Source organism: Leptolyngbya sp. O-77, assembly GCF_001548395.1.
Taxonomy (GTDB): domain Bacteria; phylum Cyanobacteriota; class Cyanobacteriia; order Elainellales; family Elainellaceae; genus Thermoleptolyngbya.
On record NZ_AP017367.1, the window covers coordinates 5,183,100 to 5,195,543 of the forward strand.

Consider the following 12,444-nt stretch of genomic DNA (forward strand, 5'->3'; position numbering starts at 1 on the left):
ACCCTTACAGTCGCCCTGTCACCGATAGCCCTCCCACCACCACCGACGGCGTATAGCAAGAGCCATTCCATTCGGCATCGCCGCCCAATTCAATCAGGTTTCGCAGCGCCGTGTAGACATTTCCTGCAACCATTGTGTCCTTGACGCGACCCACCACCTCACCGCGCCGCACTCGATAGCCCAGATCGACATTGATCGAAAATTCGCCCGAAATGCCTGCGCCGCCGCCCAGCATTTGATCCACGATAATGCCGTCTTCTATGGTTTCCAGCAGGCTTTCCAGTGGCTTGAAGCCGGGTTCGACAATCAGGTTGAACAGGCCCGGCGTGGGATAGCTGCCCAGTCCTGGACGAAAGCCGTTGCCTGTGGTGCCGCTGCTGAGGGCGCGACCAATCGTGCGATCGGTATAGAAGAGTTGTAATGCGCCCTCTTTGACAAAGGTAATCGGCTGCGTAGGGCTGCCTTCATCGTCGAAGGGACAGCTAAAGGGGCCGATGTCGGGATGCTGAGACAGCGTGAGGCGCGAGTCCATGACGGGTTCGCCGAGGCGATCGCTCCAGGGCGAGGCCCGCTCGATCACCTGCTTGCCGTTCATGGCAGATTGCACCGTGCCCCAGAGCATGTCTGCGGCTTTGGAGGTGAACAGCACGGGCACTTTGCCCACGGGCGGCGCGGTGTTGCGTTGCGCCCAATCCAGCCGCTGCAAAATCTGCTGCGCCAGGGAAACCGGGTCGAGAATGCCGCGCTCGGTCTGCCCGTCTGCCACGCTGAGAAAATCTTCACCGCGAATCCACTCTGCCGCCATGTAGCAGCTTAGCGTGGTGTCGGTATAGCCGCAGTCCAGCCCGTTGGAGTTGATCAGCCGCGTGGTTTCCACGTCGCACTCCCAGTCCGCCGTGCAGAGCGCTTCGGGATATCGTTCACGCACCAGGGCGATCGCCTCTCGTCCCCATTCCACTAGTTGTTCGATGGGTACGCCCACCCCCAAATCGGGATACTGCTTGGGATGGGCCGGAGCCAGTTCGATCGTCTCTGGCTCACTCAGCTGACTGAGGGCGATCGCCCGTTCCACCAGCGCGGCTGCATCCACCGGCCCGTAGGCCACCGCCAGCCCCGGCCGCCCATCCCGCCACAGCCGCAGCGCAGTTCCCTCTGCCTGTGAAGTTTCCAACTGCTTCAGCCGATTGGCCTCAAAAAACACCGGCCGCGATAGCGATTGCGACTCATACACCTCCGCCGCCTCGGCCCCAGACCGCAGCGCCAATTCCAGCAGTTGTTCTGCCAGGGATAGGGGTGAGGTCGGACGTGGAGGCATAGGCGGGGTTTTGGGAAAGTGGTAATGGAGCGATAGAGAGGGAAGGCGGGGAGACGGGGAGAGCGGATCTTCATCCTTGCCTCAGCCCAGCACCCGCTCCGCTAGCAGCCAGAATCCCTTAAATTCCTCCGCCTGCGGATCGGTTTGCACGGCGATGAAATGGATGCCGCTAGCTTTGGTTTTGGCCATTTCAAACTGGGCGGCTTCTTGCTGGAGGGCGGCCGTCGTTAGGGTTGCCAAAATCCAGGAGTCGCTGCCGCCCGTTTCCAAAAGCAGTTGGGGTGGCTTGGATTCAGGCAGATATTTCACGTAGGCGAGTTCCAGCCCCGACATCCAGGCGGCGAGGGGCAAAGCGCGGCTGGAAAACAGCAGCAGACCCGGAACAGGAATGTCAGGGGCGAGTCCGGCTAGCGCCAGCGGAAACGATTCCCCAAAGTCGATCGCCCACTCGCTCAAATCGTCAAACGCTGCCGCCTCCAGCGTGACAAAGGCCCACTTTTCGCCAATCAGGGCATCGGGGAGGGGCTGGGGCGTGGGGTTGGGCAGCAGCACGGAGGGGTTGCCGCCGGCCTGATAGTTGGGCATCTCAGGATAGACATTGGCCAGGCGCTCGTCGAGCCAGCGGCTGAGGGCGAGGGTGCGGCGGCTGGGGTAAGCGGGAATGCCAGCTTCTTCGCAGGCTTTGGTAATCATGTTCGACATTTGCCGCCGAAAGAAGCGGATTTTGTCGGGGGGGGTGGGGGCCTGGGCGATCGCCGCTTCGACGGCTTCGCGCAGCTTGACCGAGTTGACTTCGGTATTGCTTAAAAAGGTGGAATAGCGAAATAGCCCGTCAACTGACTGCTTCACGTCCAGCGGGCTTTCGCAGATCAAAACTTCCCACAGCTTTTTGCCCTTCTCATCCAAAACCGGACGAGAATAGAAATCTAGCTCCCAAATGATTGGCATTCCTAGTCTGCTAACGTGCGTCTCTGCACTTGATCATACGGGACGGTGGATCATTAGATATTTTGGATTTTGGATTGGGGATTTTAGATTGAAAATTCCTGGGGTTCGGATTGGGAAACGTAGTGGCAATACGAGGAAAAAATGCTGGAGGCAAGGCGACTGCTAGTGTGGCTGCTGGCCTTGGGGCTGGGATTGTGTTTAGGGGCTTTAGCGCCAGCCCCGCAGAGCGGCATTGCCGCGCCCATATTTTGCCGCGTGGTGGACGGGCATTCGGTGTGTGTGCTGAGCCTCCAGCGCAGCGCCAAGAACTTTTGGGAATATCGCGCAGCCGTGAGCGTGGACGGGGTAGTGCGTCCGGTAGAGGTGTATGACTGTCGCGATCGCCTCCGGCACAGGGCAGACGGCACGACGGTTCCCTTTGCTAAAGACCTTGCAGGGGCGATCGTTTGTCGCCTGTATCGGCACTAGCTCAGCAATTGGAGCCAGCAAATCAGGCTAATCAGGCTAATCAGGCTAATCAGGCTAATCAGGCTAATCCGCAATGGCTTGCAAACTCTGATCTGCAACGTGCTGCGCCAAAATTGCTTGCAGGTGCGTAACCACTGCATCCGTCTGTTCAATCATAGCTAGATGCCCGCAGTCGGGAATTTGCACCACGTTCTGCCCGCACTGTTGAAACAGATGATGGAAGCTGGCCAGGTGAAGCACGTACTGCGGCTCCATCACGGTGTCATTTTCTCCGGCGATGAAGTAGACCGGCTGCGACAGTCGAGAGACGACCTGCGGCAGGCGATGAACCTCGGTCTCGGTTGTCGAGTCAAGCAGTGCGCCGATGGCTGCTGCTGGGTCGGCGCTTACCCAATCTACCAGGCGTTGCCGTCCCCAGGCGCGGTCGATGGGGCGGGCGACGTTCATGTAGGTCATCATCAGATCCACCAGCGGCAGGTGGCACAGCCAGCGGGGGCGCAGTTTGACCAATTGCTGCCCTGCGGCCCGAAAGCGCTCAAATTCTTCTTTTAGGTAAATACCGCCACCGGAGTTGACGCAGGTCACGCCCTTCACCCGATCGGGCATTCGGTCTGCGGCCCACAGCGCAATACTGCCACCGAGGGAGTGCCCAATCAGCCAGACGTTGGAAATATCCAGGGTTTCGAGGAGTTGCTCCAGGTCGCAAGCGTAGTCGCTGGGGGTATAGCCTGGTCGAGATTGCGGGGCGATCGCCCTAGCCTGCGACGAAACCGACACAGCAGCCAACTCACCCGGAACGCTACCAGACGCACCATTTGCAGGTTGCCTCAAAGTGCTGGCGGGATAGGGCGAGGCGGGAGAGGAGTCGCTGGGCTGATAACGCATCGCTGCCCGTCCCCTCTGCGAATCGCCAAACCCGCGCAAATCATAAGACAGGCAGGTATAATTCGGCGCAAGCTGCTGAATCACGGGTTGCCAATAGGCACGACTCAGCAGCCAGCCGTGAATAAAAACCAGGGTTATCGGTGTTTGGGTGGGAGCAGTTCGCTCGTAGGCGTGGGGGGTGCCCAGGACATCGACGACATTCATCATACTTCCATCCTATCCCCAGAGTGGGGCCGATGGGGAGTCTGGGTGGATACTTGGCTTCAGGGGCTAAGGGGTTGAGGCGTGGAAAGGATGCGGGGGAATGGGGCGATGGAATCAATGAATCAGTAAATTTACTGAGGTTCTTGCTGATTAGTGTTCAAAAATATTCTCGTAGTGCAGCAAATCTAGATTGACGAAGGTGGGGAGACATTGGAAGCAAGATTCTGCCAACGTCAACCGCTCTTCGCGCTGGAGCATTTCGGTCAGCTTTTGGCGGATGCTCAGCAGAAACCGCACATCGTTCGCGGCGTAGCGGAGTTGCTCCTCCGAGAGGTTCAGCGCGTTGCCCCAGTCAGAGCTTTGGGCGGTTTTGTCCAGTTCCACCCGCTCTAGCTCCTGCACTACCTCCTTGAGGCCGTGGCGGGGGGCGTAGGTGCGGGCCAGCTTGCTGGCAATTTTGGTGCAAAAAACTGGACGAACCGCAATGTTGAGATGGTACTGAAACGCCGCCATGTCAAAGCGGGCAAAGTGAAAGACTTTGGTGATTTGCGGCGCTTCTAGCAACTGCTGGAGGTGGGGGGCGGCGGTTTGGCCCCGCAGGATGCGAACGACAGACACGCGCCCCGCAGGATCGCAAAGCTGCACCACACAGAGGCGATCGCGCCAGGGACGCAGCCCCATTGTTTCCGTATCAACGGCGATCGCCTCCACGGTTGAATATTCCGCCAGCGCTTCCGCCGACAGATCCTCATCGAACACCTGAAACTCGTCTAACGCCATGCCCTAATTCAAGTCCAGGTACTATTGCAAATCCAGGTATTTTGCGACGTTCTGCATGTCCTTGTCGCCGCGACCGGAGCAGTTGATGACAATGCGGGGGCTGCCTTCCAATTGTGGGCAGAGCTTGCTGAGATGGGCGATCGCATGGGCCGTTTCCAGGGCGGGAATAATGCCCTCCAACCGCGACAGCAGTTGTAGTCCTTCCAGCGCCTCTGCATCGGTGATGCTGTAGTACTCTGCCCGACCCGAATCCTTCAAAAAGCTATGCTCTGGCCCCACGCCCGGATAGTCCAGCCCCGCGCTAATGGAATGCGGCTCGATCACCTGTCCATCTTCGTCTTGCAGCAGATAGCTCATTGCGCCGTGCAGCACACCCACCCGCCCGCGAGTCAGCGTCGCCGCGTGCTTTTCCGAATCCACACCTTCGCCGCCCGCCTCAATACCGATTAGCCGCACCGACGGCTCGTTCACAAACTCATGGAACAGCCCCATCGCGTTAGAGCCACCGCCCACGCAGGCCAGCAAGATATCTGGCAAGCCGCCCCACTTTTCCTGGGCCTGCTGCCGCGTTTCCTGCCCAATGATGGCTTGGAAGTCTCGCACAATCATCGGATACGGATGCGGCCCTGCCACCGAGCCGAGAATGTAGTGCGTCGTTTCCACATTCGTCACCCAGTCGCGGATCGCCTCCGAGGTCGCGTCCTTCAGCGTGCCCGTACCCGCCTCCACCGGGCGCACCTCCGCCCCCATTAGCCGCATCCGAAACACGTTGAGCGCCTGCCGCTCCATGTCATGCACGCCCATATAGATGATGCACTCCAGCCCAAACCGCGCACACACCGTCGCCGTGGCTACGCCATGCTGCCCTGCCCCCGTTTCGGCAATGATGCGCTGCTTGCCCATGCGCTTGGCTAGGAGCACTTGCCCCAAGGCGTTATTGATTTTGTGGGCCCCCGTGTGGTTCAGGTCTTCCCGCTTTAGGTAAATCTGTGGGCCTGTGCCATCGGGTTGGGCGAAATGCTGGGTCAGCCGCTCCGCAAAATACAGCGGCGTAGGGCGACCGACGTAATCCTTCAGCAGCGCCTGAAACTCTGCCTGAAACTCCGCATCATCGCGATATTGATAAAACGCCGCCTCCAACTCACTCAGCGCGGGCATCAGCGTCTCTGGCACATATTTGCCGCCAAATTTGCCATATCGGCCAAGCGCATCCGGCCGCTGAACTGAGGCTTGGTTGATGGGGAGAGGAGTTAGAGTCACAACGGTAAACGGGTTTGAATACTTACAGCCCTCATTATCGGGCTACTGGGGCGAGATGGCTAGGGGTGAGGCTTTTGAGAACTGCGGCCCTGTGCCCCTTACAAGCAAAATCGCTGCGTAGCCATAGCCACGCAGCGATCCTTAGCTAATCAGCTACCTAAGATTTATATGAGTGCAAAATCTACGGTGTAGTTCGTTGCAACCCCAGGACGGGGTGTCACTCTAAAGAAGTAGGTGCCAGCAGCCAGCCCATTTTGGATGAAGCTGGAGAGGTAAGAATCACTAAAGTTAGTATCGCTCCGAATCAGTTCACCACTGTCAACCAGCCCATTGCCGTTCGAGTCTCGAATTAGCTCAATGGTCGTGTTGCCCGATGTGCCTTGAACTCGCGCTTGCAAATTCGCTGTTGAATTCAGCGTGAATTGGTAGAAATCGCTGGGGTCAACATTGGTGCTGACATGTTCCTTAGCCAAGAAGGTATTGGACAGCACTCCAATATTACGGGCAGTGGAAATCGTGCTGCCGGGATCAGGCTGCCCGTTGCCACCGAAGGGGGTGGACACCAGGCTCATCTGGTAGAGCGTGGAGGCGCTGGCCGTGCGGCTAGCTACCGTGATGAAATAGGTGCCCACAGGTAAGTCTCGCGTAATCTGAGACAGGTTGGAAGAACTAAAGTTTGTATCCGAAGCAATGACTTCGCCGTTGTCGATCAACCCATTGCCGTTGATATCGCGAACAAGCTGGATCTCAGTATTGGTAGAAGTGGCTTGAACATTGATCTGAACGTTAGAGAGATCGTTCAAGGTGAATCGATAGGCATCAAGACCATCGATAACCCCGACGTATTCTTTAATGTTGACCGTCCCGGCTACAGGGCCCAGGTTGCGGGCAGAAGACAGCAAGTTGCCTGGGTCAGGCTGACCATTGCCGCCATAGGGGGTCGCGACCAGGTTCAGTTCATAAAGCGTGGAGGCGCTGGTATTGCGGCTGGCCACAGTGATGAAATAGGTGCCAGGGGGCAAGTCCTGGGTGAATCGAGACAGATTGGCAGAACTGAAGTTTGTTTCAGAAACGATGACTTCCCCGTTGTCAACTAGCCCGTTGCCGTTGATATCGCGAACGAGCTGGATTTGAGTATTGGTAGAAGTTGCCTGGACGCTGACCTGAATATTGGACAGATCGTTTAGGGTAAAGCGATAGGCATCGAGACTGTCTAGCACGCCGACATATTCTCTAGCGGTTACTGTACCTGCCACTGCGCCCAAATCGCGGGCAGATGCCAGGATATTTCCCGGATCGGGGGGAGGGCTGCCGCCAAAGGGCGTGTTGACGAGGGTCAGCTCGTATTGGGTTGAGTTGCTGGGGTTGGAGGGCGAAACTCGGACGTAGTATGTCCCCTGCGGCAGATCGGTCGCAATGCTGGGCTGGAAGGGCGCGAAGGAATCGACCTCAGAGGCAATCACTTCGCCGCTGTCGATCAGCCCGTTGTTGTTCAGATCTCGGATGAGTTCTACGCGACTGCCTGCTGAGATGCTGTTGACCCGTGCTTGCAGGTTGCCCACATCATTGATGGTGAACTTGTAGAGATCAGAGGGGTCGGTGGTGCCGACAAACTCCGAGACGATTGAGGTTCCTGCCAGGACTCCGAGATCGCGGGCGGTGTCGAGGCGTTCGCCGGGTTCGGCAGGGCGGGCGGCGGCGGTGATTTTGTAATTTACTTCGCCTCTGATCCGCTGGATGCCGATGAAGTAGGTGCCGGGGCCAAAGTCGTCCCGAAAGGTGATGTTTCGGCGGCCTGTGTTGAAGCTGCGGATGATGCTACCGCGAGCGTCTCGGAGGGTGATGCGGGCGCTGCTGGCTCGGTTGGCGATGCGTCCGATGGAGAGGTTGAGTTCGCGAACCTCTCCTAGCGTGAATTTTGCGAAGTCAATGCGATCGCGGGAACCGACAAATCCATTGACTCGCTTGTTGCCGTTGCCTAGCCTGCCGAGATTACGAGCACCTCTGAGGGTATTGTCTCTGTTGCTAATTGACATGACTTTGGAGTAGTTAGACGACGGGTCAATAGCTCAAAAGCACTGAAACTGGGCGGAAATTGCCCCTTCAGCGTGAGCCTTGCCCTAAGTAGTTCTGCGGGCTAAGAAGATATGCAATTGCAAAACACTGGTTACCCAAAGTCAACCTTTACTTGTGCGGGCGATCGCCTGAGATGGAATTTTTCAACAGGGCGATCGCCCCACTTGAGCGCGGTTCTGAATGGTTTTTCACATTAAGAAAAACTTTTGGGAAGCTTAACCTAAAGTTTATTTAGTTGCGAACTCCCTGCGTTTACCCTTGAACTTTTGCAAGTGTATAACAAGCCTCCAGGAAAATACTTAGGTTTTCAGTGTTTTCACTATAAATTCATCATAAAGTTGTCGTATTTCTTGGAGTTCAGAAAATTTTCTCGGCAAAATACTGGTTTCTTACTACAGCATTTTTGAAGCTAGTACTCTGAGGCGGGAGTTCTGCCCCTAGTTGGTAGTGCAGACTTGAGTCTGCCTCCTAAGCCCGCTTCCAAGGAACTAGCTGTGAATCGGGTGACTGAAGTCACTACTACGAACGGTCAGGCTGTTTACGCTGCCCAGCACTAGTGAGGTACGCAGATGGTCGAGAATTCCTTGCCTGATCAGGACGGTGTGTGCCTTGCACCGCAAGAAAATGCGGTAAATTGCTGTAATTACCGATTTTGGATGAATTAAATCAACCAGATAAGTCAGCCAAATTGAGTAGATTTAGATCGGCTAGATCAGCTAGATTAGGTGGATCGAGTTTTTATGGGTAGCTCAAGCCGTAAGAAGAATGCAAAATCGGCAAACCAAATGCCGAGCGATAAAATCGCCTGGCAAGAATTTGGTACAGGCACTCCAGAAAATCCAACTTTTGAGCGTCCTGTGCAGGAACTACCGCCAAACCAGCAGCAGATTCGGGTGCAGGCCTCGCGCAAAGGTCGCGGCGGCAAAACCGTAACGGTGATCAGTGGGTTTCAAGCAAAGCCCGAAACACTGGCGGCGCTGCTAAAAACGCTGAAAACTCAGTGTGGCGCAGGCGGCACGGTGAAAGACCTGGAAATCGAGATCCAGGGGGATCACCGCGAGAAGATCGTGCAAGTCTTGGTGAAGCAGGGATATAAGGCGAAGGTGAGTGGGGGGTAGAGACGGAAAAATGAAGAACGAAAAACGAAAAACGAAAAACGAAAATATGGAACCCTCTTCCCTCTTCCCTCTTCGTTCTTCTGTTTTCGTTCTTCCCTCTTCTGTTTTCGTTCTTCCCTCTTCGTTCTTCTGTTTTCGTTCTTCCCTCTTCTGTTTTCGTTCTTCCCTTTTCCCTCTTCGCTCTTCGTTCTTCTGTTTTCGTTCTTCCCTCTTCGCTCTTCGTTCTTCTGTTTTCGTTCTTCCCTTTCCCTCTTCCCTCGCCCCGTTTTGCCCAATTTAGAGTACTCTGGTTCGAGTAAATGCCCGGTTTTTCGCGAAGCGGGTTAGGAGATTTTTCTGGTTTGTAGGATAAGCTCATGCGATCGCGAACCATTCGAGAAGGCTCTGTTGGATTACTGATTCTGCTGGCGTTGGGCATTTTTGGCAGTCTGCTGCTGTGGCTGCGGGGGCTGAGCCTGGGCAATCGCAGCTATCGCGCTGTGGTGGAGTTTCCGAACGTGGTGGGCATGGTAGAAGGCTCTCCCGTGCGATATCGTGGCGTGATTGTGGGCAAGGTGCGGAAGATTCGTCCGGGGGCGCAGTTTGCGGAGGTGGAAATTCAGATTTCCCCTGCAACAGTGCAGATTCCTCGCGATTCGACCATTCAAACCAACCAGGCGGGGCTAATTGGGGAAACGGCGGTCGACATTGTGCCGCGTCAGGAATTTGTGGGGACGGTGGCAACCAATCCGTTGGCGGCAGATTGTCCGGGCAGTGAAATTATTTGTGATGGCGATCGCCTACCTGGAGAAGTCGGTGTCACCTTCGATGCGCTGATTAGCTCCACGATTCGCCTGTCTAACCAGTTTTCTGATCCAGAACTAATCGAAAACTTGAAAGCGCTGACCTTCAACTCTTCCCTGGCGGCGGCGGGCGTAACGACGCTAACGGGCGAAGTGACTGAACTAGCAAAATCGGTGCAGATGGAACTGAGAACCCTGGCCGGGTCTGCCAATCGAACCACGACATCGGTGGGCGGCGCGGCGACTCAGCTTGGCCTTACCGCTGCCCAAGTCAACTCGCTGTTGGAAACCAATCGCTACGCCATCAGCAGCACTTTGTCTAACCTGGAGCAAGCCAGCAACCAGGTGCGCCTGCTGACGACTCGCCTCACGCCGCTGGTGGACGATAGCGCCTTTGTGCAAAACCTGAACGCGCTGTCGGACAATGCGGCCCGCGCCTCACTGACACTGCGGAGCCTGACGGATGCAATTGGCACACCCGAAAATGCGCTGGCGCTCCAGCAAACGCTAGATTCGGCCCGCGCCACGTTTCAAAATGCAGAAAAGATTACCGCAGATTTAGACGAGCTGACGGGCGATCCGGCATTTCGCAACACCGTCCGCGATTTGCTGCGGAGTTTGGACAATTTGCTGTCTTCAACTCAGCAGCTTGAGCAGCAGGTCGAGCTAGAGCAACTCTTGACCCCAGCGGCGATCGCCCTGCAAGGCAAACCCACTGCGCCACCCACACCTGAGCCAGACACAGCAGTTCAGCCAGCCGCGCCAGCCCCGATGTCCGCTGTTCGCCCGCTCGCCGCATCGCCGCACCCTGCGGTTCGCCAGTCTCCGCGACTAGGGCGATCGCTCTCCGTTCCAGAAGCCCCATCTGCTGATAAGCTCAGAACCGTAAACACAAATTTGCCAGAGTAATTTACCGAGTCATTTCCTAAGTCATTGACGGAGTATTTTACCGGGCAAATGACTCGGCAATTCGCAGAGTAACTTACTATGAACGCTTGGGTGGTGTTGGGTTTGGTGCTGCTGGCGGCGTATGGGCTGGGAGCCACGCCGACGGGCTACTGGGCGGGCAAGCTGCTCAAGGACATCGACATTCGGCAATATGGCTCCAAGTCTACAGGCGCGACCAATGTGCTGCGGATTTTGGGACGCGGCCCGGCGATCGCCGTTTTGCTGATCGATATCTTGAAAGGCGTAGCGGCGATCGCCCTCACCCGCTATGTCTATAGCCTCCCCAGCATCGCCGCGCTGCCCCTGCCCAACGGACTGCCGCTGGGCACCTGGCTACCCTGGGCAGTGATGCTCTCTGGGTTGGTTGCCATTGTGGGCCATAGCAAATCTATGTGGATTGGGTTCAAAGGCGGTAAGTCGGCGGCGACCGCGCTGGGCGTGCTGTTTGCGCTGTCGTGGCAGGTGGGGCTGGGCGTGGCAGCCGTTTTTCTGCTGATGCTGGCGCTGTTTCGCATCGTGTCGCTGGGGTCGATCGCCGGAGCCATTTCCGCCTCCCTGTGGATGCTTGCCCTGAAACAGCCCTTACCCTACCTCTTGCTGGCGATCGCCGGAGGCATTTACGTCCTGATTACCCACCGGGCAAATATTCAGCGCTTGCTGGCAGGAACGGAACCGCGAGTTGGGCAGAAGCATTTGTAAAAGCGGCCTTGATGAAAGCGCATTAAAAGCCGCTTTCGTGGATGTCACTAGTCAATCAGCGATGTCACAAGCGGGAATCGCTGGGTTTGGGTTTTGAGTTTGAGCTTCGAGTTTGAGCTTCGAGTTTGAGCTTCGAGTTTGAGCTTCGACTCAGTCCTGTGACCAAAGTCATGCTTCAGGTCGTGACCTTTGCCTGAGGCGATCGCCCCATTTGGCTTCATAGGATTAATTCATCCCCCCAAGCAGTTTAAGCGACTCACATCGCATGCGGGACAAACCATTTGGAGGTTCTATGAAACTAAATCGAAAGGCATTTCTTTGGGCTGGTCTTATGGCTGGCGTGATGGCGATCGCACCTTTAGCGGCGATCGCCGATCCCCCCGGTGGCATGGGCGGGCCCCGTTCCGGCCTAATGGAACGGCTAAACTTGACCGATGCCCAGCGCCAGCAGTTGCAAGCCATTCGAGAAAACAGCCGCCGCCAGATTGAGGCCGTGTTGACGGCAGAACAGCGCCAGCAGATGGAAGCCCGCCGCGCCGAGATGGAGCGTCGCCGCGAAGAATTTGCCAGCCTCACCCCACAGCAGCGCCAGCAGCTTCGCCGCGAACGCATGGAACAGCACGGCCCGGGCGGCCCCGGACGAGGGCCTCGCCTAGCCCCCTTCGCCGATCTGAACCTGACCGACAGCCAGCGTCAGCAAATCCGCACCATTATGGAAAATGCCCGGACGCAGAGCGAGGCAGTCCTCACCCCGGAACAGCGCCAGCAGATTGAAAACATGCGCCCAAATCGGGGCGATCGCCGGGGGCCAGGCCCAATGGGTCGCGGGATGAGCCGTTCTGGCCCGTCTGGGCAGGGGCAATAGCCCGATTCAGCGGTTTTTGGGCAAAAACACTGAACTGAAATACTGCGTCAATACTGCGTCATAGAGTGAGATTTGCGGCCTACGGTCAGCAGATCT

At 56.7% G+C, this 12,444-nt stretch carries 11 protein-coding genes; 5 read left to right on the top strand and 6 right to left on the bottom strand.

What is annotated here, in order from left to right:
- Window positions 1-4: 4 nt before the first annotated feature.
- Window positions 5-1,315, bottom strand: coding sequence for a TldD/PmbA family protein (locus O77CONTIG1_RS21890; protein WP_068515144.1), 1,311 nt, complete (start codon window positions 1,313-1,315; stop codon window positions 5-7).
- 81 nt (window positions 1,316-1,396) lie between these two features.
- The gene (locus O77CONTIG1_RS21895) at window positions 1,397-2,263 is read right to left on the bottom strand and encodes a Tab2/Atab2 family RNA-binding protein (RefSeq protein WP_068515146.1); all 867 of its coding nucleotides are present in this window, start codon (window positions 2,261-2,263) and stop codon (window positions 1,397-1,399) included.
- 141 nt (window positions 2,264-2,404) lie between these two features.
- Between O77CONTIG1_RS21895 and O77CONTIG1_RS21900 the strand changes: the two genes are divergently transcribed.
- Window positions 2,405-2,731, top strand: coding sequence for a hypothetical protein (locus O77CONTIG1_RS21900; RefSeq protein ID WP_197673269.1), 327 nt, complete (start codon window positions 2,405-2,407; stop codon window positions 2,729-2,731).
- Window positions 2,732-2,794: 63 nt separating this feature from the next.
- Here the strand turns inward: O77CONTIG1_RS21900 and O77CONTIG1_RS21905 are convergent, their stop codons facing one another.
- The 4 genes from O77CONTIG1_RS21905 to O77CONTIG1_RS21920 all read right to left on the bottom strand — a co-directional run bounded on the left by O77CONTIG1_RS21905 (window position 2,795) and on the right by O77CONTIG1_RS21920 (window position 7,896).
- Window positions 2,795-3,823: an alpha/beta fold hydrolase gene (locus O77CONTIG1_RS21905; RefSeq protein WP_317134162.1), complete on the bottom strand. Its 1,029-nt coding sequence runs from the start codon at window positions 3,821-3,823 to the stop codon at window positions 2,795-2,797.
- Between the two features lie 147 nt (window positions 3,824-3,970).
- Window positions 3,971-4,600: a ribonuclease H-like domain-containing protein gene (locus O77CONTIG1_RS21910; RefSeq protein WP_068515151.1), complete on the bottom strand. Its 630-nt coding sequence runs from the start codon at window positions 4,598-4,600 to the stop codon at window positions 3,971-3,973.
- Window positions 4,601-4,621: 21 nt separating this feature from the next.
- Complete coding sequence (gene trpB, locus O77CONTIG1_RS21915) at window positions 4,622-5,839, bottom strand: tryptophan synthase subunit beta (protein ID WP_410503510.1); 1,218 nt, start codon at window positions 5,837-5,839, stop codon at window positions 4,622-4,624.
- A gap of 185 nt (window positions 5,840-6,024) precedes the next feature.
- Entirely contained in the window at window positions 6,025-7,896 is a 1,872-nt protein-coding gene (locus tag O77CONTIG1_RS21920) for a PPC domain-containing protein (RefSeq protein WP_068515156.1), read from the bottom strand.
- 825 nt (window positions 7,897-8,721) lie between these two features.
- Here O77CONTIG1_RS21920 and O77CONTIG1_RS21925 point away from each other — a divergent pair.
- The 4 genes from O77CONTIG1_RS21925 to O77CONTIG1_RS21940 all read left to right on the top strand — a co-directional run bounded on the left by O77CONTIG1_RS21925 (window position 8,722) and on the right by O77CONTIG1_RS21940 (window position 12,348).
- On the top strand, window positions 8,722-9,054 hold the full coding sequence (locus O77CONTIG1_RS21925) for a translation initiation factor (RefSeq protein ID WP_068515159.1): 333 nt from the start codon (window positions 8,722-8,724) through the stop codon (window positions 9,052-9,054).
- Window positions 9,055-9,410: 356 nt separating this feature from the next.
- Window positions 9,411-10,745, top strand: a complete 1,335-nt coding sequence (locus O77CONTIG1_RS21930; RefSeq protein ID WP_068515162.1) for an MlaD family protein — start codon at window positions 9,411-9,413, stop codon at window positions 10,743-10,745.
- A gap of 78 nt (window positions 10,746-10,823) precedes the next feature.
- Complete coding sequence (gene plsY / locus O77CONTIG1_RS21935; RefSeq protein ID WP_068515164.1) at window positions 10,824-11,483, top strand: glycerol-3-phosphate 1-O-acyltransferase PlsY; 660 nt, start codon at window positions 10,824-10,826, stop codon at window positions 11,481-11,483.
- Window positions 11,484-11,775: 292 nt separating this feature from the next.
- Complete coding sequence (locus O77CONTIG1_RS21940; protein ID WP_172799739.1) at window positions 11,776-12,348, top strand: Spy/CpxP family protein refolding chaperone; 573 nt, start codon at window positions 11,776-11,778, stop codon at window positions 12,346-12,348.
- Window positions 12,349-12,444 lie beyond the last annotated feature (96 nt).